The following is a 21338-nucleotide window of genomic DNA, read 5'->3' as shown; positions in this document are numbered from 1 at the left end:
CCCCGCTGGCCCCTCAGCCATGCACCCAACGCCGATGCAGCCCACGCGCCAGGGCATCCAGCACAAACCCCAGCACCCCGATCAGCAGCACCATCGCCATCAGCTCGGAATACGCCAGCCGGTCGCGGGTATCGAGAATGAAGTACCCCAGCCCCGCACTCACCCCGAGCATTTCGCACGGCACCAGCACGATCCACAGGATGCCGATGGCCAGGCGCACGCCGGTCAGCACATGGCCGATCACCCCGGGCACGATCACCTTGCACAAGGTCTCCCGGCGCGTGGCACTCAAACTGCGGCTCAACTGCAACCAGCGCGGGTCCAGCTGCCTTACCCCGGCCGCCGTGTTCAGCAAGATCGGCCACAACGCGGCAAACGCCAGCAGGAAGTAGATAGGCTGGTCCCCCACGCCCATCAGCATCACCACCACCGGCATCCACGACAGCGGCGAGATCATGCGCAGGAACTGGAACGCCGGCGTGGTTGCGGCCTCCAGGTGCCGGTAGCTGCCCACCAGCAAACCCAGCGGCACGCCGATCAGCAGCGCCAGCAGCAGCCCGACCAGGATACGCTTGAGGCTGACCCAGATATGCCCGTACACCTCGCCCTGCCCCAGCAACTCGATCAGGCTGGCCAGGGTCGCTGCCGGCGAAAAGCGCGCCGACAGGCCATCGGCCTGGCCGAACAGCGCGACACCGGCCCACCACAACAGCAACAAACCCAGCAACCCGGCCAGACCCAGGCCGGCATGAACGACATGCGTGCGCATCAGACCGCGAACTCCTCGCTACGCTCGAAGTTATCGGCGATGCCGAACACCGACGGCCCGCCAACGCTGGCGATGGCGTTGCGCACGAAGCGGTCGTCGACCAGGTCGCGGGCGGTCTGTGCCGGGTCCAGGCCGGCCAGGAACGCGCTGTCGCCCTCGATCAGGGTGGTTTTCAGGCGCTTGACCAGCTCTTCGGTGTAGCTGGGGAACGGGTAAGGCTGGAAATCGATGCGCTTTTCGTCCCACTGCTGGTGGCGAATGGCGCCACTGGCAATGTAACCGGCACGGTCCTCGGCGGCCGGGGCCAGCACTTTGCCGAGCACCGCTGGTTCATGCGGGGTGTACTTGTTGGGGCCGGCCTTGGACAACAATGCGGCGGCCTCGGCGCGGTGGTCACGGGTCCAGTGCTGGGCCTTGACGATGGCGTTGACCACCTTCTGCGACCACTCCGGGCGGTTGTTCAGGTCGTGCTCGTGCATGAACACCACGCAGCAGGCGTGGTTGCGCCACACATCGCCGGTGAAGCGCTGCACGCGGCCAACCTTGAGGTTCTCGGCCAGGGCGTTGAATGGCTCGGCGACGATATAGCCAGCGATGCGTTTGCTGGCCAGCGCCGGCGGCATGTCGGACGGCGGCAATACCAGCAGGTTGACTTCGTTGCCGGCCAGTGGCGCATTGGCCGGCTTCGACACCGGGGTCAGGCCGTTGTCGTTGAGCATCTGTTGCAGCACCACATTGTGGATCGAGTACCAGAACGGGATGGCCACGGTCTTGCCGCCCAGCTGTTTCATGTCGCTGATGTCCGGGGCCACGGTCAGGCCTGAACCGCCCACGTGGTTCCAGGCCACCACCTTGGCCGGCACCTTGCTGCCGTAGCGGGCCCATACGGTCATCGGCGACAGCAGGTGGATGACGTTGACCTGGCCGGAGATGAACGCCTCGATCACCTGCGCCCAGCTGCGCAGCAGCACTGGGCGCTCGGCCTTGATGCCTTCGGCCTCGAACAGGCCGTTGTTGTGCGCCACCAGCAGTGGCGTGGCGTCAGTGATCGGCAGGTAGCCGATACGCACTGGCGCGTCCGGTTCGGCGGCGGCGCGGGCCTGCAGGCTCGACAGCAACGGCAGTGCTCCGGCGGCCGTGAGCATGGCGCCGAGCTTGAGGAAATCGCGACGCGAAGAAGAGGAACAGCAGTCATCCATGCACATGGACAGCCTCCGAGGGCAACGGGGTTGGGGTAGGTTCGACTGTGCGGCTTGCCCGCCGAAGGGTTTTGAGAATTTCGATGCGCAAGGCGCCCAGTTCCTCGACCCGCTGCGTCCGTGGTTGCGGCAGGTCGATGCGCCACTGGCCGAGGGTATGCGCTGGGTGGTTGCCCAGTAGCAGGACCCGGTCGGACAGCAGCAGGGCTTCGTCGATATCGTGGGTGATCAGCACCGCCGCCGTGTTGTGGGTGGCGATCAGTTGCAGCAGCAATTGCTGCATGTCGGCCCGGGTCACTTCATCCAACGCGCCGAACGGCTCGTCGAGCAACAGCACTTCGGGCTGGCGGGCCAGGCAGCGGGCCAGCGCGGTGCGCTGGGCCATGCCGCCGGACAACTGCGCCGGGTACTGGCCGCGAGCATGGGCCAGGCCCACGGCAGCAATCGCATGGTCGATGCGTGCGCGGCGTTCGGCGGCGGCGAGTTTTGGCTGGCGGGCGAAGTCCAGGCCGAAGGCGACGTTCTTCTCCAGGCTCAGCCAGGGCAACAGGCTCGGGTCCTGGAAGGCCACCGCCAGGCGTGGGTGCGGACCCTGCAGCGGCTGGCCGTGCAGGGTCACGCTGCCACCGCGGGGCTGCTGCAGGCCGGCCAGTACCCGCAGCAGGCTGGACTTGCCGACCCCGCTGGGGCCGAGGATGGTCACCACTTCGCCGGGTGCCAGCTGCAGGTCGAACTGCGCCAGCACCGCCTGCCAGCCACCCTCGCGGGGGTAGCCCAGGCTGATGTCGCGGGCTTCGAGCAACACTTGGCTCATGCCGCGCCCGCCTGGCGTTGCAGTTCGGCGCGCAGTTGCACCAGGCTGGGCGTGACGATCGGCACGAAGGCCGACTCGCGCCAGCGGCGGGCAAAGCCTTCACCGTACTCACTGAGGTAGGCCTTGCCACCACTGGCCTGCAACTCCAGTTGCACGGCGTCGGCAGCGCTTTCGGCCAGGGTGATGCGCAGCTTGAACAAGGCTGCCGGCTGCTGCTGGAAGCGGCCATCGAGCAGGCCCTGTTTGAGCTCGCTCACGGTGTTTTCCAGGCGCTCGCCGAGCACCTGGCGTGCTTCGTCGAGGAACGAGGCACGGCCATGCAGGTGTGCCTGCACTTCCGCCAGCGCCCGCCGCGCCAGGCCAATGGCCATGCCGCACTGCAGCGCCAGGAACGCCGGGCGTACCCGGGGCAGGAACTCACGGGCATTTTCGTGCAACAACCAGCCACGCTGCAATTGCACCTGGTGGAAGGCCAGTGCCGCGGTATTGCTCGACTGCAGGCCCATCAGTTGCAGGTCGTCGGAGCGCTCCAGGCCCTGCGCGTCGGACGGAATGGCCAGCACGAACGGTGCACCACCGGCTTCGTCTTCGATAGCCGCAGCCACCACGAAGCCGCTTTTGCGCAGGTTGGTCACCCAGTGCAGGCGCCCTTCCAACTGCCAGCCATCGGCTTGCGGGCGCCCGCGCACCTGCAGCGCTTCGATGCCGGACAGGAACTTCATGGCGTTGGACAGCCCGGTGGCGCCGGCCAGTTCGCCAGTCAGCAGGCGCGGCAACAGGCGCTCGCGCAGTGGCTGGTTGGGGCTGTGCAACAGGTATTCGATGAAGGCGCGCTGGCCCCAGCAGACGAACGCCGCTGCCAGCGAGCGGCTGGCGATCGCGGCGATGGCCTCGACCGCGTCGGTCACCTGCCCGCCCGTGCCGCCCAGGGTCGGGTCGACACCTACCCGCAGCAGCTGCGATTCGGCGATTTGCGCCAGCACCAGCTGCGGCTCGCACTGGCCCCGGTCAATGGCCTCGGCATTGGCATCCAGCCAGTGTCGAAATGCACAATCTTGCATGGTCTTGCTCCTTTGAAAACGCCGGGGCCGCTTGGCGGCCCATACGCGGCACAAGGCCGCTCCTACAACGATCGCGGTACGACCGGTATCACGCGCGGATCATGCAGAAGGTTGCCAGCGGTACTTGCCGAGCTCGTCATTGAGCGGCGTCTGGGCGAACACATTAGCAAAGTTGCACAGGGTTGCGAGGCTCACGCCCAGAATCACCTCCAGAGCGTTGCCTTCGCTGAAACCGGCTGCGCGGAAGGCCTGGTAAGTGGCCTCGCTGACATTGCCACGGGTGGCGATGACTTCGCGGGCGAACGCGGCCAGGGTTTCATACCGGGCATCGGGCAGCTCGCCACGGGCACGCAGGGCATCGACCACCTCCTGCGGCAGCTTGGCCTTGTTCAGGGCCACGGCCGTGTGGCCGGCCACGCAGAAGTCACAGCCATGCTGGGTGGCGGCAATCAGCTGCACCACTTCACGCTCGGCCAGGCTCAGTTCGGCTTTGCCGTTGAGTGCCGAAACGGTCACGTAGGTTTCCAGCGCCGCCGGGGCATTGGCCAGCACGCCCAGCAGGTTGGGGATGAAGCCGGAATTCTTCTGGGCGTTCTCGAGGAACGGACGGGCCGCTTCCGGGGCGCTCTGCAGCGTGTGTAAAGTAATGCGCGAGGACATGGAGTGGTCTCCTTTGATGGGTGTCACTACAGTCTGTTGGTTATAAGAACTACCCTCCATATTCATCAGTCGCCTTTCCTTGCTCTTGAGTCTTTGCATTAGATGATTTCGTCCAGCCACCTTGTCGATTGGTTATTAGAGGGCCTGGAGCTCGATGCCAGCCTGTTTCATGTGGGCCGCTACTGCGGCGGCTGGCACGCCAGCACCGAAGGCATGGGCCGGGCCAGCTTCCACCTGGTGGTTCAAGGGCATTGCTGGCTGCACATCGACGGCCAGCCCGAGGCACTGCGCCTGGAGGCCGGCGATGCGGTGTTCCTGCTGCGCGACCTCGGCTATCGCCTGGCCAGCGACCAGGACCCGGCCAGTGCCTGCGCCCAGCCACGCCAGCACATGCAGGCCATGGACGCCGATGCGGTCGATGGCGTGGGGCTGGTATGTGGTTTCTTCCACTTCAGGCCGGGCCTGTCGGCGCTGATCGTCGACGGCCTGGCCGACTGGATACTGCTGCGCGCCGATGAACCGGCCGGGCACGCGGCGCGGGCGTTGTTCGAGCTGATCCTGGAGGAATGCCGGCGCGCCGCCGGGCCGTCACAGGCGTTGCTGGAGCGGCTGACGCACTTGTTGTTCCTGTATGTGCTGCGCCAGCAGGTGCATGCCGGGCAATCGCTGGGCGGGCTGGTCGCCCTCGCCCGGCAACCGGCGTTTGCCGGGTTGCTGGAGCAGCTGATCGAGCAACCGGGGCAAGCGTGGACGCTGGAAAGCATGGCCGCCTGCACCGGGTTGTCGCGGTCGGCGTTTTTCAAGCGTTTCAATGAACTGGCGGGACAGTCGCCGGGGCAAGTACTGCTGGCGTTGCGCATGCGCCATGCCAGCCAGTTGCTGCGGGCGGGGCATACCGTGGAGCAGGTCGGGGCACAGGTGGGATATCAGTCGGTGGCGGCGTTTACCCGGGCGTTTGCCAAGGCGGTTGGGGTGCAGCCGGGGGCGTATCGGCGCCAGCATGAGGGGCGTTAGCCTGCACTGGCCTCTTCGCGGGTGAACCCGCTCCCACAGGGATATCAGAATCTCTGGAACTTGTGGGGTACCTGTGGGAGCGGGTTTACCCGCGAAGAGGCCGGCACTGGCAGCAGATTCAGACCTGACTGACCGGAATATCCCCTGCCCCTTTGCCCTCCCGCCGCTCACCCATCCAGGCATTGACCTTCTGCCCGAACTCGGCCGGCGCCTTGCGCCCGAACCGCCGCGCCAGATCAAGGATGGTCTGCTGCGCCAGGGCCTCTTCCATGCGCTTCTGCGCACCCAGCATCACTGCATGGATCGCGCAGGTGCCCTCGGTCGCCCAACCCGGCGGCGAACCCTCGAACAGGCTGCAACGCTCGCGAACTTCGCGGCAGTCGAAGATCTTCTTTGGCCCATCGATGGCATTGACGATATCCAGCACGGTGATTTCATCCGACGGCCGCGCCAGTCGGAAGCCGCCACGCACGCCCTCGGTGGCGGCCACCAGCCCGGCACGGGCCAGCTTGGTAAAGACCTTGGCCAGGTACTCCTGGGGTACACCCTGCAACTCCGCCAGGTCGCGCACGCTGGACTCGCGCGAGTCGCCCCGCTCGTCCACCAGGAACAGCAGGCAATGGATACCGTATTCGACGCCAGCACTGTAGAGCGACATATCTATCTCCGACCAATCTTGTCGCAAATAATACGCCGATAGCATCCGCACCGCAAAGCGCAAAGCTGCCGCCGGTCGGCCTTGTTTTTCCCTTAAGCCCAGTAAATACAGCTATTCGAGCCACGAAATGGTGATGCGGAGTGTCGGCATGCGAAAAAAAAGACTTGCACGCACAAACTACGATCAATACAGTCGTAGTTATTCGAGAGGCACACAACCCGCCCTCGAAGCCCCTTTCGAACCTTGCGGAGCACCTTCATGAAATCGAACATCCTCATCATCGGTGCCGGCTTTGCCGGTGTATGGAGCGCCCTGAGCGCTGCGCGCCTGCTCGATCAGGCCCAGCGTGCCGACATCAACATCAGCGTCCTCGCTCCGCAGCCTGAACTGCGCATCCGCCCGCGCTTCTACGAGGCCGACGTGCACGGCATGAAAGCCCCGCTGGGCGAGCTGTTCGAAGCCGTGGGCATTCACTTCATTCCGGGCAACGCCGACAGCATCGATACCGAAGGGCGCAGCGTCAGCTACACCGACGCCCAGGGGCACCGGCAACAGATCGCCTACGACCGCCTGATCCTTGCCGCCGGCAGCCAGGTCGCACGCCCGGCAGTGCCTGGCCTGGCCGAACATGCATTCGATGTCGACCAGATGGAATCGGCCATGCGCCTGGAACAGCACCTGGTCGGCCTGGCCGCCCAGCCCGCTTCGCCTGCACGCAACACTGTGGTGGTCTGCGGTGGTGGCTTCACAGGTATTGAAACCGCCACGGAAATGCCTGCCCGCCTGCGTGCCATCCTCGGCGCCAGTGCAGCGGTGCGGGTGGTGGTGGTCGACCGCGGTGCGCAAGTTGGTGCGGCGCTGGGCGCCGGTATCACGCCGTCGATCATCGCCGCCTGCGAACAAGCCGGGGTCGAGTGGAAGGCCGGGGCCTCGGTGGTAGCGGTCGATGCCGGTGGCGTTACCCTGGACAACGGCGACCATATCGCCAGCAACACCGTGATCTGGACCGTTGGCGTGAAGGCCAGCCCGTTGACCGCACAAGTTGCCGGCGAGCGCGACAACTTCGGCCGGCTGAAAGTGGACGGCCACCTGAAGGTGCTGGGCCAGGACCATGTGTACGCCACAGGCGATACTGCCTGGGCCGCTGTGGACGAGCTGGGCAACCACGCCCTGATGACCTGCCAGCACGCCATCCCCATGGGCCGCCACTCCGGCAACAACGCCGCGGCCGACCTGCTCGGCTTGCAGCCGGTGGTGTACCGCCAGCCCAAGTACGTCACCTGCCTGGACCTGGGCGAATGGGGCGCGACGTTCAGCGAGGGTTGGGAGCGCGAACTGAAGCTGCACGGCCAGGAAGGCAAAAACCTCAAGCGCCAGATCAACTCGGTGTGGATCTACCCGCCAGCGGCTGATCGCGCCTTGGCACTGGCCGCTGCTGACCCGCTGATCGCGATCGTCTGATCGCAGCGAACTGACAAAACCGCCACCTGATGGCGGTTTTGTCCTTTGATGTCATGACATGAAATGACTGTTCGAAAATGATGGCCATATGGCATCATTCAAATCAAAAAGAATTCAAGAGGGTGAGGCACACAACTGAATCCGCAGCGCTTCCAGAGCCTGGCGCCACACCCGGTGACCCGGCCACCCGCCCAAGCTCCTGAGGGCCTGCACGCCACCGTCAAGGAGCATGTCATGCAATTAAGGAATTTGAAGATCGGCATTCGCGCTGCCTGCGTGTTCGCCCTGTTGGGTATCCTGGTCCTGTTCATGGGCCTTGCCGCACTTTATGAAACCCGGCAGGTGGACAAGGCCACGGACGAAATCCGGGTCAACTGGATGCCCGCCGTGGTGGCCCTGAGCGAAATCAGCAGCAACCTTGGCCGCGCCCGCGCCCTCACCCTGCGTACCGCACTGGACGACAACCCCAGCGAACGCAGCCGCAACCTGCAGTTGCTCGACGACACCAATGCCGAGATGAAGGATGGCCTGAAGGCATACGAAGGTACCATCACCGCCGCCGATGACCGCGCCCTGTTCGACACCTTCAATAACGCGCACCAGCAATACCTCGAGCTGCAAGCACGCGTACTGAAGGACATTGTTGCTGGCCGCATGGAAGACGCCAGGCAGCAGATCAACGGCCCCCTGACCCAGCGCGCCGACAGCATGATGCAGGCCATGGCGGCGCTGATCGCCTACAACGGCAAAGGTGCCGAACAGGCCTCGCAGCTCAGCAGCGACGTGGCTGACGAAGCGTTCACCGCGATCATTGTCTCGCTGCTGGTGATCATGCTGGCCCTGGTCGCCATTGCCACCATGCTCACTCGCAGTATCGTCGTGCCGCTGGCCGATGCGGTGAGCGTGGCCGAACGCGTGGCGACCGGCGACCTAACCCAGGACATCCGTGTAATCGGCCGCGACGAACCAGCCTTGCTGCTGCGCGCCCTGGGCCGCATGCAGGGCAGCCTGCGCGACACCATCCGCAAGATCGCCGCCTCGTCCGACCAGTTGGCCTCGGCTTCGGAGGAACTGCACACCGTCACCGAAGACACCAGCCGCGGCCTGCACCAGCAAAGCGCGGAGATCGACCAGGCGGCCACCGCCGTCAACCAGATGACTGCGGCGGTCGAGGAAGTGGCGAACAATGCCGTCAGCACCGCCGACGCCTCGAAGGGCGCCGACCAGACCACCCGTGATGGCCGCGACCGGGTCAACCAGGCGCTGGCGTCCATCCAGCATCTGGTGGCTGACGTGACCGGTACCTCGACCGAGATCGAACAGCTGGCCAACAATGCCAACGAGATCAGCCGCGTGCTGGACGTGATTGGCGCGATTGCCGGGCAGACCAACTTGCTGGCGCTGAATGCCGCCATCGAAGCGGCCCGCGCCGGCGAGGCGGGCCGTGGCTTTGCCGTGGTGGCCGATGAGGTACGCGCCCTCGCCCACCGTACCCAGCAGTCGACCGCCGAGATCGAGCAGATGATTGCCGGGATCCAGAACGGTACCGAGCGGGCGGTGACGGCGATGCACAGCAGCCAGGGCCGCGCCAGCGGCACGCTGGAGGTGATTGCCGAGGCGATTGCCTCGATCAACCAACGCAACCTGGTGATTGCCAGCGCCTCGGAGGAACAGGCGCAGGTGGCGCGGGAGGTGGACCGCAACCTGGTGAACATTCGCGACCTGGCGATGCAGACATCGGCGGGGGCAAACCAGACCAGTGCGGCGGCGCAGGATCTGTCGCGGTTGGCGGTGGACCTGAATGGCCTGGTGGCGCAGTTCAAGGTTTGAGCTGAAATAGCCGGGGCCACATCGTGGCCCTTCGCGGGCGTGCCCGCGAAGGGGCGCAACGCGGCCCCAATACCTGCAACTACTCTCTATCAGTCATTGACACTCACAACCCGCCCCGCCTTCTCGGCAGCCTTGCCCCGGGTCGCCAGGCAGTAATACAGCGGCACCGTCACCAGCAGGCCGAACAGCCACGACAGGTCAGCCCCTTCGACGATATTGGAGTACGGCCCCACATACAGCGACGTATTGGCAAACGGAAGCTGCACCAGGATGCCGCAGGCATAGGCAATGATCGCGTGGTGGTTGAAGCGGCCATAGATGCCGCCGTCGGCACTGAAGATCGAGGCGATGTCGTACTGGCCCTTCTTGATCAGGTAGAAGTCGATCAGGTTGATCGACGCCCACGGCACCAGCACCAGCAGCAATGCCAGGATCAGGCCGATGAACTGGCCGATGAAGTCCGCCGAGGCATTCAGCGCGACCATGCCGCAGCCCACCAGAATCACCGCAGCCAGCACCACCCGCACCTTGATGCTCGGCGTCCACTCGGCGATGAAGGTCTGGATCGCGGTCACGATCGACAGCACCGCGCCATACAGATTGAGGGCGTTGTGGCTGATGATGTTGAGCAGGAACAGCACCATCAGGATCGGGCCCAGCCAGCCGGTGGCCTGCTTGACCGCGTCCATCGCATCGGTGCCTTCCGGCACGCACAGCACCGCCACCGCACCAAAGCTGAAGCACAGGATGGTGCCCAGGGTAGCGCCGAAGTAGGTGGCCCAGAACGGCTTGGCAATGCCCACTTCACGCGGCAGGTAGCGCGAGTAGTCGGAGGTATACGGCGAGAAGCTGATCTGCCAGATGGTGCCCAGCGACACGGTGGCGATGAAGCCCGACAGGTTGAACGCGCCACGGCTGAAGAAGTCGGCCGGCAGTTCCTGGGCGAACATCATGATGAAACCGGCCAGCAACGCCGAACCCATCACCCAGGTACCGATGCGGTTGAGGATGTGGATGAAGCGGTAACCGATCACGCCAATGGCGGTGGCACTCAGCGCCCCGATCACGATCGCGCCCGGCATCGGCACGCTCGGGGTGATGCCGTGGATGGTCTTGCCCGCCAGGACGATGTTGGAAATGAAAAAACCGACATAGATCAGCGCGGTGAAGAACACGATCAGCAAGGCGCCGTAGCGGCCGAACTGGCCACGGCTCTGCACCATTTGCGGAATGCCCAGCTGCGGTCCCTGCGCAGAAGCAAGGGCAATGACCACGCCCCCGACCAGATGGCCCAGCACGATGGCGACCAGGCCCCACAACAGGTTCAGGTGGAACACCTGGACCACCATGGCGCCGGTGACGATGGGCAGTGGCGCGATGTTGGTACTGAACCAGAGGGTGAACAGGTCGCGCGCCTTCCCGTGGCGCTCGGCAGGTGGAACGTAATCGACCGTGTGATTCTCGACAAACTGGTGTTGCGACGACGGTTGGGACATAGGATTCAGCTCGAAAGGTCGTTTTTATCTTTGTAAGGAAACCGCATCTAGGCGGCCTCTCAGCTGCGGACCATATTATGGTATTCCAAACTTTTGACAACACTGATCCGTAGGAAAAAACGCCCACTGATCCGCTCGCGCAACCCCTGCGGCAAACCGCCTCACCGCTCAAACCCACGGTATTCGCGGGCTTGAGCCGTTCATCGCGCAATACCCTCGCTTGAAAATTCCGCTTGCAAAATAGGTATTACGGTATACCATCAGACACATCAACGATAAAAACCGCGGACCACCGCAGCCCTATAGAGGTACACCAGATGATCGACGCAACCGTCTACAAGCATGTCCTGGGCTCCTTCCCGTCCGGCGTTACCGTCATCACCACCCTGGACGACGATGGCTCGGTCGTCGGCCTGACCGCCAGCGCCTTCTCCTCCCTGTCGATGGACCCGCCGCTGGTGCTGTTCTGCCCCAACTACACCTCCGACTCCTACCCCGTGCTGATCAGGCAGAAGCGCTTCGCCATTCATCTGTTGTCCGGTGAACAGCAGGCCGAGGCCTATGCCTTCGCCAAGAAGGGCAAGGACAAGGCCAGTGGCATCGAGTGGTCCCTGAGCGAACTGGGCAACCCGATCCTGGCCGGTGCCACCGCGGTCATCGAATGCGAACTGTGGCGCGAATACGAAGGTGGCGACCACGCCATCATGGTCGGCAAGGTGCACAACCTGATCGTCCCTGAAGAGGCGCCACGGCCGATGGTGTACTGCCGCGGCAAGATGGCCAGCCTGCCGGCCTTTGCCTGAAGCCTATTCTGAATCGAGACCGCTGGCGCCAACCCTGCCAGGCGCCAGCCCCTTTCAAGCGTTGAGGAAAGCCCCATGAAATTTTCGTTGTTCGTGCACATGGAACGTTGGGATGAACAGGTCAGCCACCGCCAGCTGTTCGAAGACCTGACCGAACTGACCCTGATGGCCGAGAACGGCGGTTTCAGCACCGTGTGGATCGGCGAACACCACGCCATGGAATACACCATTTCGCCAAGCCCGATGCCGCTGCTGGCCTACCTGGCTGCGCGCACCGACAAGATCCGCCTGGGCGCCGGCACCATCATCGCGCCGTTCTGGAACCCGATCCGCGTGGCGGGCGAATGCGCCCTGCTCGACGTGATCAGCAATGGCCGCATGGAAGTGGGCCTGGCGCGTGGCGCCTACCAGTTCGAATTCGACCGCATGGCAGGCGGCATGCCGGCCACCGACGGCGGCAAGGCCCTGCGCGAAATGGTGCCGGTGGTGCGCAAGCTGTGGGAAGGCGACTACGCCCATGACGGCGAAGTCTACAAGTTCCCCACCTCCACCAGCGTGCCGAAGCCGTTCAACGCCACCCCACCGATGTGGATCGCCGCCCGCGACCCGGACTCGCACAACTTCGCCGTGGCCAATGGCTGCAACGTCATGGTCACCCCGCTGATGAAGGGTGACGAGGAAGTGCTGGACCTGAAGAACAAGTTCCAGGCTGCCCTGGACAACAACCCGGGCGTGCCGCGCCCGCAACTGATGGTGCTGCGCCACACCCACGTGCACAGCCCGGCCGAGCCGGAAGGCTGGAAGGTCGGCGCCAAGGCCATCTCGCGCTTCTACCGCACCTTCGATGCCTGGTTCGGCAACAAGACCACCCCGGTCAACGGCTTCCTCGAGCCGAGCCCGGAATCGAAGTTTGCCGAAGTGCCGGCGTTCGAGCTGGAGAACATCCGCAAGAACACCATGATCGGCACGCCGGAAGAGATCATCGCGCGTATCAAGTACTACCAGGAACTCGGCGTCGACGAGTTCAGCTTCTGGTGCGACAACAGCCTGCCCCACGCCGAGAAGAAGAAATCGCTGGAGCTGTTCATCAAGGAAGTGGTGCCGGCGTTCGCCTGATTTCCCATTACCTGAAACATTGCGGGACGCGCCCGCTCCCGTGGGCCCTGTGGCCCGCGTGAGCGGGCTTTTTTTTGGGGATTGATCCGTTGCCTGTACTGGCCTCTTCGCGGGTGAACCCGCTCCCACAGGTATGGCGCAGACCATGAACCCTGTGGGGTACCTGTGGGAGCGGGTTCACCCGCGAAGAGGCCGGTACAGAACGCCACAAAAACCCCGATACACAGCGCCTTTCGTCCCCTCGCAAGAGAAATTTCCAGCCACCTCTTGCACAACAAATATTATGGTATACCATCAGACAACAAGAGCTGATAACCCTCACCAGGAGCCACCCATGAGTTTCGAAATCCGCAAGATCGTCACCTACTCCGAAGAGACCCGCATCGAAGGCGGCAAGGCCACCGACAAGCCGGTGACCATGGTCGGCCTGGCCGTCGTGATCAAGAACCCATGGGCCGGTCGCGGTTTCGTTGAAGATCTGAAGCCGGAAATCCGTGCCAACTGCTCGGACCTGGGTGCCCTGATGGTCGAGCGCCTGACTGCAGCCATCGGCGGCGCCGACAAGATCGAAGCCTACGGCAAGGCCGCAGTCGTCGGTGCCGACGGCGAAATCGAACACGCCTCGGCGGTGATCCACACCCTGCGCTTCGGCAACCACTACCGCGAAGCGGTACAGGCCAAGAGCTACCTGAGCTTCACCAACAAGCGCGGCGGCCCGGGCACCTCTATCCAGATCCCGATGATGCAGAAGGACGACGAAGGCCTGCGCTCGCACTACATCACCCTGGAAATGCAGATCGAAGATGCCCCGCGCGCCGATGAAATCGTCGTGGTCCTGGGCGCCTCCGACGGCGGCCGCCTGCACCCGCGCATCGGCAACCGCTACATCGACCTGGAAGAACTGGCTGCCGAAAAAGCCAACGCTCAATAACAACAACCAAGACGGGCCGGGGCGTGGCGTGCTTACCCGCCGCGCCCGACCTTCAAGGAGCGCCCTCCATGATTCAGCCTGTCGCTGAACGCACACCCGCCGGCACCAGCTACCTGTCCGTCGGCCAGGGCCAACCCGTGGTACTGATCCACGGCGTGGGCCTGAACAAGGAAATGTGGGGCGGTCAGTTCGTTGGCCTGGCCAACGACTACCGCGTCATCGCCTACGACATGCTCGGCCACGGCCAGAGCGCACTGCCGGCAGCCGACATCGGCCTGGAAGGCTATGCCGCCCAGCTCGCCGAACTGCTCGACCACCTGCAGATCGCGCAAGCCACCGTGATCGGCTTCTCCATGGGCGGCCTGGTCGCCCGGGCGTTCGCCCTCGGCTACCCGCAGCGCCTGGCCGCACTGGTAGTGCTCAACAGCGTGTTCAACCGCACCCCCGAGCAGAGTGCCGGCGTTATCGCCCGCGCCGCCCAGGCTGCGCAGCTGGGCCCCGACGCCAACGTCGACGCCGCGCTCGACCGCTGGTTCAGCCGTGAATACAAGGCTGCCAACCCGGCGCAGGTCGCCGCCATTCGCCAGGTGCTGGCGAGCAACGACCCGCAGGGCTACCACACCACTTATTCGCTGTTCGCCACCCAGGACATGTACCGCGCCGCCGACCTGGCCAGTATCCAGGTGCCGACGCTGATCGCCACCGGCGAACTCGACTCGGGCTCCACCCCGGCCATGACCCGCCAGCTCGCCGCCAGCATTCCTGGCGCGCACAGCGTGGTCCTCGCCGAGCAACGGCATATGATGCCGGTGGAAGCACCGCGTGAAGTCAACAAGATGCTGCTGGACTTCCTCGCGCAAGCCCGCACCCTCACCGAATCCGCCAAGGGGATTGTTGCATGACCCTCGTTCGTTTCCAGATGTGCATCGACGGCCAATGGCGCGATGCCCAGAGCGGCAAGACCTTCGACAGCCTCAACCCGGCCACCGCCCAGGCCTGGGCGCAACTGCCCGACGCCGACGAGGCCGATGTGGAGCTGGCCGTGCAGGCCGCCCAGCGTGCCTTCGACAGCAAGGAGTGGCGCAGCATCACCGCCACCGCGCGCGGCAAGCTGCTGCGTCGCCTGGGTGACCTGATTGCCGAAAACAAGGAACACCTGGCCCAGCTGGAAAGCCGTGACAACGGCAAGCTGATCCGCGAAACCCGCGGCCAGGTCGGCTACCTGCCGGAGTTCTTCCACTACACCGCAGGCCTTGCCGACAAGCTTGAAGGCGGCACCCTGCCGCTGGACAAGCCCGACCTGTTCGCCTACACCGTGCATGAGCCGATCGGCGTGGTGGCCGGGATCATCCCGTGGAACAGCCCGCTGTACCTCACCGCAATCAAGCTGGCCCCGGCCCTGGCCGCCGGCAACACCATCGTGCTCAAGCCGTCCGAGCACGCCTCGGCGACCATCCTCGAGCTGGCCCGCCTGGCCCTCGAGGCCGGCTTCCCGGCGGGTGTGGTCAACGTGGTCACCGGCTACGGCCCCAGCACTGGCGCGGCGCTGACCCGCCACCCGCTGGTGCGCAAGATCGCCTTCACCGGCGGCGCCGCCACCGCCCGCCACGTGGTGCGCAGCAGCGCCGAGAACTTCGCCAAGCTGTCGCTGGAGCTGGGCGGCAAGTCGCCGAACATCATCTTCGCCGACGCCGACCTGGACAGCGCCATCAACGGCGCCGTGGCCGGCATCTATGCCGCCTCCGGGCAAAGCTGCGTGGCCGGCTCGCGCCTGCTGGTGCAGGACGAGATCTTCGACGAGTTCGTCGAACGCCTGATCGCTCGCGCCAAGCGCATCCGCATCGGCAACCCGCAGGACGATGCCAGCGAAATGGGCCCCATGGCCACCGCGCAACAGCTGGCCGTGGTCGAAGGCCTGGTGGCCGCGGCCAAGGCCGAAGGCGCCAAGCTGCACATGGGCGGCAAGCGCGCCGAAGTCGAGGGTGACGGCTGGTTCTACGAGCCGACCCTGTTCGAGTGCGACAGCAACTCGATGACCATCATGCAGGAAGAGGTGTTCGGCCCGGTTGCCGCGGTAATCCGCTTCAAGACCGAGGAAGAGGCCCTGGCCATCGCCAACGACTCGCAGTTCGGCCTGGCTGCCGGCATCTGGACCCGCGACCTGGGCCGTGCCCACCGCCTGGCCCGCGACGTGCGTTCGGGGATCATCTGGGTCAACACCTACCGTGCCGTGTCGGCCATGGCGCCGATCGGCGGGTTCAAGAACAGCGGCTACGGCCGTGAGAGCGGCATCGATTCGGTGCTGGCCTATACCGAGCTGAAGACGGTGTGGATCAACCTGTCCACCGCGCCGATGCCCGACCCGTTTGTGATGCGCTAAGAGGTAGCACAAGATGATCGAACCAGGCATCTACAAAGACGTGATGGGCTCCTTCCCGTCCGGCGTCACGGTGGTCACCACCCTCGACGCCGACGGTGGCATCGTCGGCATCACCGCCAGCGCGTTCAGCGCGCTGTCGATCGACCCGGCGCTGGTGCTGTTCTGCCCCAACTACGCCTCCGACACCTACCCCATCCTGCGTGACAGCAAGCAGTTCGCGATTCACCTGCTGTCCGCCGACCAGACCGCCGAGGCCTATGCCTTCGCCGGCAAGGGCAAGGACAAGGCCAAAGGCATCGACTGGCACCTGAGCGAGCTGGGCAACCCGCTGCTGGCCAAGGCCACGGCGATCATCGAGTGCGAACTGTGGCGCGAGTACGACGGCGGTGACCACGCGATCATCGTCGGCGCGGTGAAGAACCTGGTGCTGCCGGCCGAGCCGGTGACCCCGATGGTCTACCACAAGGGCAAGCTGGGCGCCCTGCCGCCCCTGGGCTGACCTTGAGATCGCCGGGGCTGCCGTGCAGCCCATCGCCGGCAAGCCAGCTCCCACAGGGATTCCACAGGCCTGTGGCCCTGCGCTGTATCTGTGGGAGCTGGCTTGCCGGCGATGGGCCGCACAGCGGCCCCTGTTTCACCCTGTTTTTAGGGGCCGCGTTATCGTCTCACCCTCGGTTGCGTCCCCTGTTTTATTCCGGAGTACTGCACATGAGCAATGAAAAGTACGAAAAAGGCCTGCAGATCCGCACCCAGGTGCTGGGCGAGGACTACGTCAACCGCTCGATCCAGAACGCCGACGACTTCACCAAGCCGTTGCAGGAGCTGGTCACCGAATACTGCTGGGGCCACGTCTGGGGCCGCGAAGGCTTGTCGCTCAAAGAGCGCAGCATGATAAACTTGGCCATGATTTCCGCGCTCAACCGGCCCCACGAGCTCAAGCTGCACATTCGCGGCGCCTTGCGTAATGGCCTGAGCCGTGAACAGATTCGCGAGATCCTGCTCCAGGTCGGCATTTATTGCGGCGTGCCCGCGGCGGTGGACAGTTTCCGCCTGGCCCGCGAAGCGTTCGCTGAAGCCGATGCGGAGTCAACCCGTTAACACCGGGCTGTTCGAACCCACGCAAGGAGCACCCAAGGTTCGTGGTGCTGTTGCGGTTGCGGCCGGGCAGCCTCTTTAAGAGCGCACTTGATGAAACGCCAGCCACTCGACGACAGCTTCAAGGTCAACCGCAACCCCGTTACCCTGCGCGAAATCGTGCTCGACAAGCTGCGCGCCGCGATCATGAACTTCCACCTGCTGCCAGGCGACCGCCTGGTCGAGCGCGACCTCTGCGACCGCCTCGGCGTCAGCCGCACCTCGGTGCGTGAAGCTCTGCGCCACCTGGAGTCCGAAGGCCTGGTGGAGTTCGCCGACGCCAAGGGCCCGCGCGTGGCCATCATCACCCTGGAAGACGCCCGCGACATCTACGAGCTGCGCTGCGTGCTCGAAGGCCTGATCGTGCAGCTGTTCACCCTCAACGCCAAGGCCAAGGACATCCGCGCCCTGGAACGCGCGCTGGAGGTCAACCGCGAAGCCCTCGAGGAAGGCGAACTGCAACAGGTGCTGGACTCGGTACAAGGCTTCTACGATGTGCTGCTGGAAGGCTCCGGCAACCAGGTGGCGGCCCAGCAGCTGCGCCAGTTGCAGGCGCGCATCAGCTACCTGCGCGCCACCTCGGTGTCGCAGGAGAACCGCCGCGGCGCCAGCAACCGCGAAATGGAAAAGATCGTCGAGGCGATCAAGAGCGGCGACCCGCTGGTTGCCCACCAGGCCTCGGTCGACCACGTCCGCGCCGCCGCCAAGGTGGCCCTGGACTACCTGCGCCAGAAGCAGGATGACAACGTCAAGGTGCGCGAGATGGTCGAGCCCCTGGCCTTGAAGGACCCACGCATATAAGCCACCCACAGGCCACCGATCATGCCCAACGCCCCGCGCTACTGCCCGCACTGCACCACGGAACTGGCCCGGGGCGTTCCCACAGGCGACACCCACGAGCGCCTGCACTGCACCGGTTGCGGCTACATTCACTACATCAACCCGAAGATCATCGCCGGCTGCATCATCGAGCGTGATGGCAAGTACCTGCTGTGCCAGCGCGCCATCCCGCCACGCCCCGGCACCTGGACCTTGCCGGCCGGGTTCATGGAGGCCGGCGAAACCACCGAGCAGGCGGCCCTGCGCGAGGTCTGGGAAGAAAGCGGCGTACGTGCCGAAATCGTCTCGCCGTACTCGATCTTCAGCGTCCCGAAGATCAGCGAGGTCTACATCATCTTCCGCGCCATCGCCACCGAGGAAACCGGGCAGTACGGGGTGGAAACGCTGGAGTACAGGTTCTTCGAACCGGACGAGATCCCGTGGGACGAGATCTACTACCCGGCAATCCGGCAGATTCTCGAGCGCTATATCCTCGAGCGGCAGGCCGGGGTTTATGGCATCTACATGGGCAATGACGACACAGGCAAGGTGCACTTCATTCGCTAGCCTGGGCCGGCTCTTCGCGGGCCTGCCCGCTCCCACCTGTACGGCGCAAGGCTTGAGCAATGTGCTATCCCTGTAGGAGCGGGCAAGCCCGCGAAGAGGCCGGTACACGTAACACAAATCCCTCGCCAAGCGTCTATTCTCGGTGCACCCTAAAGGCCTTACGCAAAAGGACCGGCAGAGCACATGGCAAAATGGCTAGACGGCGGCGGGCTGATGGCCGAGCGCATCCGCAACCACGATTGGGCCGCCACCACACTGGGCCCGCTGCAGCACTGGCCCGACCCGCTGAAAACCAGCCTGGCCCTGTGCCTGGCCTCGCGCTTCCCGCAAGCCGTGCTCTGGGGCCCTGACCTGCTCACCCTGCACAACGACGCTTTCTCGCAGATACTCGGGCAAAAGCCCTCGGCCCTGGGCATCCCCTTCCGCGCCGTGTGGCAGGAAGCCTGGGCCGACATCGGCCACATGGCCAACCGCGCTCTGGCCGGCGAGGCGGTGTACATCGAAGACTTCCCGCTCGTCATCGACCGCAACGGCAGCCCCGAACGGGCCTATTTCACCTTCTGCTACAGCCCCATCCGCGACCATGACGGCAAGGTGCTGGGCATGCTCGATACAGTCACCGAAACCACCGCCAGCGTGCTCGCCAACCAGCGCCTGAAATTCCTCGACGACCTGGGCCGTGCCGTGGCCGACGCCACCGACCCGGACCAGATCCTTGCCACTACCACGCGCATGCTGGTCGAACACCTGCAACTGTCGAGTTGCGCCTATGCGGTGATGGAGCCCGACGAAGACGGTTTCACCATCTGCGGTGACGCCGTGGCGCCCGGCTCGCCGCATCTGTTGGGCCGCTATCGCTTGCAGGACTTCGGCAAGCTGGCGCTCGGCCGCCTGCGCAGTGGCCTGCCGTTGGTCATCCAGGACAACCTGAGCGAGCTGCCCCCCGAGGAAGCTGCCACCTTCCAGGCCATCGGCATTACCGCGACCATTTGCATGCCCCTGATCAAAGGCGGCCGGCTGACCGCGCTGATGGCCATCCACGACAAGGCGCCACGGGAGTGGACCCACTATGAACAGGCGCTGATCAGCGAAGTCACCGAGCGCTCCTGGGCGCATGTCCAGCGGGTGCAGGCCCACACCGAAGTGCGCGAGGCCATGGCGGCACTGGAGGCGCTGAATGCCACCCTCGAACAGCGCGTGGATGAACGCACCAGCCAGTTGCTGTACACAGAAGCCGTGCTGCGCCAGGCCCAGAAGCTCGAAGCCATCGGCCAGCTGACCGGCGGCGTGGCCCATGACTTCAACAACCTGCTGACCATCATTCGCTCGTCGCTGCATTTTCTGCAGCGCCCCAACCTCGATGCACAGCGCCGCGAGCGCTACCTCAAGACCATGTCCGACACTGTCGACCGCGGTACCAGGCTGACCGGCCAGTTGCTGGCCTTCGCCCGCCGCCAGGCCCTGAGCCCGCAAGTGTTCGAGGCCGGGCCACGGCTGGAAGCCATGGCCGACATGCTCGACACGGCCACCGGTGCGCGGATCCAGGTCGAGCTGCAGTTACCGCAGGCGCCTTGCCATATCCGCGCCGACCTCAACCAGCTGGAAACCGCGGTAATCAACCTGATGCTCAACGGCCGCGATGCCATGGCCGGCGAAGGCACCTTGCAGCTGCGCCTTCAGGCCGACCAGCGCCTGCCCGCCCTGCGCGGCCAGGCGCCACAACCGGGCCAGTTCGCGGCGATTTCGGTGAGCGACAGCGGTGTCGGCATTGCCGCCGAACTGCTGGAGCGCATCTTCGACCCGTTCTTCACCACCAAGGCACCGGGTGAAGGCACCGGGCTTGGGCTGTCGCAGGTGTTCGGTTTTGCCAAGCAGTCCGGGGGCGATGTGCAGGTGAACAGTGTCCCGGGCCAGGGCACCACCTTTACCTTGTACCTGCCCCAGGAGCCGCCGACTGAGGCCTAGCGGTCAACGCCGCCCTTCGGCCAGCATGCGCACGGCCAGGCCCGCCAGCACCGTACCCATCAGCCAGCGCTGAACCTGCTGCCACAGCGGGCGACCGGCGAGGAAAACGGCGATCGACCCTGCCATGATCGCGATCAATGCATTGACCGAAACGCTGATGGCGATCTGCGTCGACCCCAGCACCAGCGACTGCAGCAGCACGCTGCCATGCCCCGGCTCGATGAACTGCGGCATCAACGACAGGTACATGACGGCGATCTTGGGGTTGAGCAGGCTGGTGGCAAAGCCCATGGTGAACAGCCGCCGCGGGCTGTCGGCAGGCAGGTCGCGAACCTGGAACGGCGAACGGCCACCAGGGCGCAGCGCCTGCCAGGCCAGGTACAACAGGTACAGCGCGCCACCGATGCGCAGCGCGTCGTAGGCAAAAGGCACGGCCATCACCAGTGCGGTGATGCCCAGCGCAGCGCAGAACATGTAGATGACGAAGCCCAGGGCCACACCACCCAACGAAATCAGCCCGGCCTTGCGGCCCTGGCAGATCGAGCGGGAGATCAGGTAGATCATGTTCGGCCCTGGGGTCAGGACCATGCCGAGGCAGATCAGGGCGAAGGTGAGCAGTTGCGTGGTTTCGGGCATGGGGCACATCCTGGTTGTGCGTTGG

The 21338-nt window shown here is 64.9% G+C and carries 21 protein-coding genes; 13 read left to right on the top strand and 8 right to left on the bottom strand.

Annotated elements, in window-relative coordinates; translation table 11 throughout:
* Positions 1-13: 13 nt before the first annotated feature.
* From ABX298_RS21820 to ABX298_RS21800, 5 genes are all read right to left on the bottom strand, one after another.
* Complete coding sequence (locus ABX298_RS21820; protein ID WP_025338800.1) at positions 14-769, bottom strand: ABC transporter permease; 756 nt, start codon at positions 767-769, stop codon at positions 14-16.
* A complete protein-coding gene (locus tag ABX298_RS21815) occupies positions 769-1974 on the bottom strand; it encodes an ABC transporter substrate-binding protein (protein ID WP_085591593.1) in 1206 nt (401 codons plus the stop codon). The genes ABX298_RS21820 and ABX298_RS21815 overlap by 1 nt, the downstream gene beginning before the upstream one ends.
* Complete coding sequence (locus tag ABX298_RS21810) at positions 1961-2782, bottom strand: ABC transporter ATP-binding protein (protein WP_025338798.1); 822 nt, start codon at positions 2780-2782, stop codon at positions 1961-1963. The genes ABX298_RS21815 and ABX298_RS21810 overlap by 14 nt, the downstream gene beginning before the upstream one ends.
* Positions 2779-3843: an acyl-CoA dehydrogenase family protein gene (locus ABX298_RS21805; RefSeq protein WP_367393628.1), complete on the bottom strand. Its 1065-nt coding sequence runs from the start codon at positions 3841-3843 to the stop codon at positions 2779-2781. The genes ABX298_RS21810 and ABX298_RS21805 overlap by 4 nt, the downstream gene beginning before the upstream one ends.
* A gap of 99 nt (positions 3844-3942) precedes the next feature.
* Positions 3943-4503, bottom strand: a complete 561-nt coding sequence (locus ABX298_RS21800) for a carboxymuconolactone decarboxylase family protein (protein WP_003259243.1) — start codon at positions 4501-4503, stop codon at positions 3943-3945.
* A gap of 102 nt (positions 4504-4605) precedes the next feature.
* On the opposite strand from ABX298_RS21800, the gene ABX298_RS21795 reads away from it, so the two are divergent.
* Positions 4606-5517 (top strand): AraC family transcriptional regulator, encoded by a 912-nt coding sequence (locus ABX298_RS21795; protein WP_367393627.1) that lies wholly within the window; start codon positions 4606-4608, stop codon positions 5515-5517.
* 118 nt (positions 5518-5635) lie between these two features.
* Here ABX298_RS21795 and ABX298_RS21790 read toward each other — a convergent pair whose 3' ends face one another.
* Positions 5636-6175, bottom strand: a complete 540-nt coding sequence (locus ABX298_RS21790) for an Rrf2 family transcriptional regulator (RefSeq protein ID WP_003259245.1) — start codon at positions 6173-6175, stop codon at positions 5636-5638.
* 258 nt (positions 6176-6433) lie between these two features.
* On the opposite strand from ABX298_RS21790, the gene ABX298_RS21785 reads away from it, so the two are divergent.
* Both ABX298_RS21785 and ABX298_RS21780 read left to right on the top strand, forming a co-directional pair.
* Positions 6434-7636: an NAD(P)/FAD-dependent oxidoreductase gene (locus ABX298_RS21785; protein WP_367393626.1), complete on the top strand. Its 1203-nt coding sequence runs from the start codon at positions 6434-6436 to the stop codon at positions 7634-7636.
* Positions 7637-7870: 234 nt separating this feature from the next.
* Entirely contained in the window at positions 7871-9466 is a 1596-nt protein-coding gene (locus ABX298_RS21780) for a methyl-accepting chemotaxis protein (RefSeq protein WP_367393625.1), read from the top strand.
* 89 nt (positions 9467-9555) lie between these two features.
* On the opposite strand, the gene ABX298_RS21775 is transcribed toward ABX298_RS21780, so the two are convergent.
* Positions 9556-10962 (bottom strand): cytosine permease, encoded by a 1407-nt coding sequence (locus ABX298_RS21775; protein ID WP_025338792.1) that lies wholly within the window; start codon positions 10960-10962, stop codon positions 9556-9558.
* Between the two features lie 317 nt (positions 10963-11279).
* On the opposite strand from ABX298_RS21775, the gene ABX298_RS21770 reads away from it, so the two are divergent.
* The 10 genes from ABX298_RS21770 to ABX298_RS21725 all read left to right on the top strand — a co-directional run bounded on the left by ABX298_RS21770 (position 11280) and on the right by ABX298_RS21725 (position 20677).
* Positions 11280-11765 (top strand): flavin reductase family protein, encoded by a 486-nt coding sequence (locus ABX298_RS21770; RefSeq protein ID WP_003259250.1) that lies wholly within the window; start codon positions 11280-11282, stop codon positions 11763-11765.
* A 75-nt stretch (positions 11766-11840) separates the two neighbouring features.
* On the top strand, positions 11841-12881 hold the full coding sequence (locus ABX298_RS21765; RefSeq protein ID WP_286101731.1) for an LLM class flavin-dependent oxidoreductase: 1041 nt from the start codon (positions 11841-11843) through the stop codon (positions 12879-12881).
* Between the two features lie 334 nt (positions 12882-13215).
* The gene (locus ABX298_RS21760; RefSeq protein WP_003258678.1) at positions 13216-13812 is read left to right on the top strand and encodes an amino acid synthesis family protein; all 597 of its coding nucleotides are present in this window, start codon (positions 13216-13218) and stop codon (positions 13810-13812) included.
* 68 nt (positions 13813-13880) lie between these two features.
* The gene (locus ABX298_RS21755; RefSeq protein ID WP_025338790.1) at positions 13881-14714 is read left to right on the top strand and encodes an alpha/beta fold hydrolase; all 834 of its coding nucleotides are present in this window, start codon (positions 13881-13883) and stop codon (positions 14712-14714) included.
* Positions 14711-16192, top strand: a complete 1482-nt coding sequence (locus tag ABX298_RS21750; RefSeq protein ID WP_015270730.1) for an aldehyde dehydrogenase — start codon at positions 14711-14713, stop codon at positions 16190-16192. Before ABX298_RS21755 ends, ABX298_RS21750 begins: the two co-directional genes overlap by 4 nt.
* Positions 16193-16205: 13 nt before the next feature.
* Positions 16206-16691, top strand: coding sequence for a flavin reductase family protein (locus ABX298_RS21745; protein WP_003258675.1), 486 nt, complete (start codon positions 16206-16208; stop codon positions 16689-16691).
* Between the two features lie 209 nt (positions 16692-16900).
* Positions 16901-17290, top strand: coding sequence for a carboxymuconolactone decarboxylase family protein (locus ABX298_RS21740; protein WP_008100863.1), 390 nt, complete (start codon positions 16901-16903; stop codon positions 17288-17290).
* A gap of 90 nt (positions 17291-17380) precedes the next feature.
* Positions 17381-18127, top strand: coding sequence for a GntR family transcriptional regulator (locus tag ABX298_RS21735; RefSeq protein ID WP_013973031.1), 747 nt, complete (start codon positions 17381-17383; stop codon positions 18125-18127).
* A gap of 21 nt (positions 18128-18148) precedes the next feature.
* Complete coding sequence (locus ABX298_RS21730; RefSeq protein WP_274120790.1) at positions 18149-18712, top strand: NUDIX hydrolase; 564 nt, start codon at positions 18149-18151, stop codon at positions 18710-18712.
* A 183-nt stretch (positions 18713-18895) separates the two neighbouring features.
* On the top strand, positions 18896-20677 hold the full coding sequence (locus ABX298_RS21725) for an ATP-binding protein (RefSeq protein WP_367393624.1): 1782 nt from the start codon (positions 18896-18898) through the stop codon (positions 20675-20677).
* Between the two features lie 3 nt (positions 20678-20680).
* Here ABX298_RS21725 and ABX298_RS21720 read toward each other — a convergent pair whose 3' ends face one another.
* Positions 20681-21313 carry a LysE family translocator gene (locus tag ABX298_RS21720; RefSeq protein ID WP_023660833.1) on the bottom strand — a complete coding sequence of 211 codons (633 nt, stop codon included), beginning with the start codon at positions 21311-21313 and terminating at the stop codon, positions 20681-20683.
* Positions 21314-21338: the final 25 nt, after the last annotated feature.

Source organism: Pseudomonas sp. X4 (assembly GCF_040784925.1).
In the GTDB taxonomy this organism is placed as follows: domain Bacteria; phylum Pseudomonadota; class Gammaproteobacteria; order Pseudomonadales; family Pseudomonadaceae; genus Aquipseudomonas; species Aquipseudomonas putida_Z.
Note: the sequence above shows the minus strand (reverse complement) of the source record. Positions and strands in the feature narration are given on the sequence as shown.

Excerpts from the sequence above, each read along its gene's own strand:
- ABX298_RS21795 (WP_367393627.1), top strand. The coding sequence starts at position 4,606 with ATGATTTCGTCCAGCCACCTTGTCGATTGGTTATTAGAGGGCCTGGAG.
- ABX298_RS21785 (WP_367393626.1), top strand. The coding sequence starts at position 6,434 with ATGAAATCGAACATCCTCATCATCGGTGCCGGCTTTGCCGGTGTATGG.
- ABX298_RS21815 (WP_085591593.1), bottom strand. The coding sequence starts at position 1,974 with ATGTGCATGGATGACTGCTGTTCCTCTTCTTCGCGTCGCGATTTCCTC.
- ABX298_RS21735 (WP_013973031.1), top strand. The coding sequence starts at position 17,381 with ATGAAACGCCAGCCACTCGACGACAGCTTCAAGGTCAACCGCAACCCC.
- ABX298_RS21780 (WP_367393625.1), top strand. The coding sequence starts at position 7,871 with ATGCAATTAAGGAATTTGAAGATCGGCATTCGCGCTGCCTGCGTGTTC.
- ABX298_RS21810 (WP_025338798.1), bottom strand. The coding sequence starts at position 2,782 with ATGAGCCAAGTGTTGCTCGAAGCCCGCGACATCAGCCTGGGCTACCCC.
- ABX298_RS21755 (WP_025338790.1), top strand. The coding sequence starts at position 13,881 with ATGATTCAGCCTGTCGCTGAACGCACACCCGCCGGCACCAGCTACCTG.
- ABX298_RS21730 (WP_274120790.1), top strand. The coding sequence starts at position 18,149 with ATGCCCAACGCCCCGCGCTACTGCCCGCACTGCACCACGGAACTGGCC.
- ABX298_RS21720 (WP_023660833.1), bottom strand. The coding sequence starts at position 21,313 with ATGCCCGAAACCACGCAACTGCTCACCTTCGCCCTGATCTGCCTCGGC.
- ABX298_RS21800 (WP_003259243.1), bottom strand. The coding sequence starts at position 4,503 with ATGTCCTCGCGCATTACTTTACACACGCTGCAGAGCGCCCCGGAAGCG.
- ABX298_RS21750 (WP_015270730.1), top strand. The coding sequence starts at position 14,711 with ATGACCCTCGTTCGTTTCCAGATGTGCATCGACGGCCAATGGCGCGAT.
- ABX298_RS21790 (WP_003259245.1), bottom strand. The coding sequence starts at position 6,175 with ATGTCGCTCTACAGTGCTGGCGTCGAATACGGTATCCATTGCCTGCTG.
- ABX298_RS21725 (WP_367393624.1), top strand. The coding sequence starts at position 18,896 with ATGGCAAAATGGCTAGACGGCGGCGGGCTGATGGCCGAGCGCATCCGC.
- ABX298_RS21820 (WP_025338800.1), bottom strand. The coding sequence starts at position 769 with ATGCGCACGCATGTCGTTCATGCCGGCCTGGGTCTGGCCGGGTTGCTG.
- ABX298_RS21740 (WP_008100863.1), top strand. The coding sequence starts at position 16,901 with ATGAGCAATGAAAAGTACGAAAAAGGCCTGCAGATCCGCACCCAGGTG.
- ABX298_RS21770 (WP_003259250.1), top strand. The coding sequence starts at position 11,280 with ATGATCGACGCAACCGTCTACAAGCATGTCCTGGGCTCCTTCCCGTCC.
- ABX298_RS21760 (WP_003258678.1), top strand. The coding sequence starts at position 13,216 with ATGAGTTTCGAAATCCGCAAGATCGTCACCTACTCCGAAGAGACCCGC.
- ABX298_RS21745 (WP_003258675.1), top strand. The coding sequence starts at position 16,206 with ATGATCGAACCAGGCATCTACAAAGACGTGATGGGCTCCTTCCCGTCC.
- ABX298_RS21775 (WP_025338792.1), bottom strand. The coding sequence starts at position 10,962 with ATGTCCCAACCGTCGTCGCAACACCAGTTTGTCGAGAATCACACGGTC.
- ABX298_RS21765 (WP_286101731.1), top strand. The coding sequence starts at position 11,841 with ATGAAATTTTCGTTGTTCGTGCACATGGAACGTTGGGATGAACAGGTC.
- ABX298_RS21805 (WP_367393628.1), bottom strand. The coding sequence starts at position 3,843 with ATGCAAGATTGTGCATTTCGACACTGGCTGGATGCCAATGCCGAGGCC.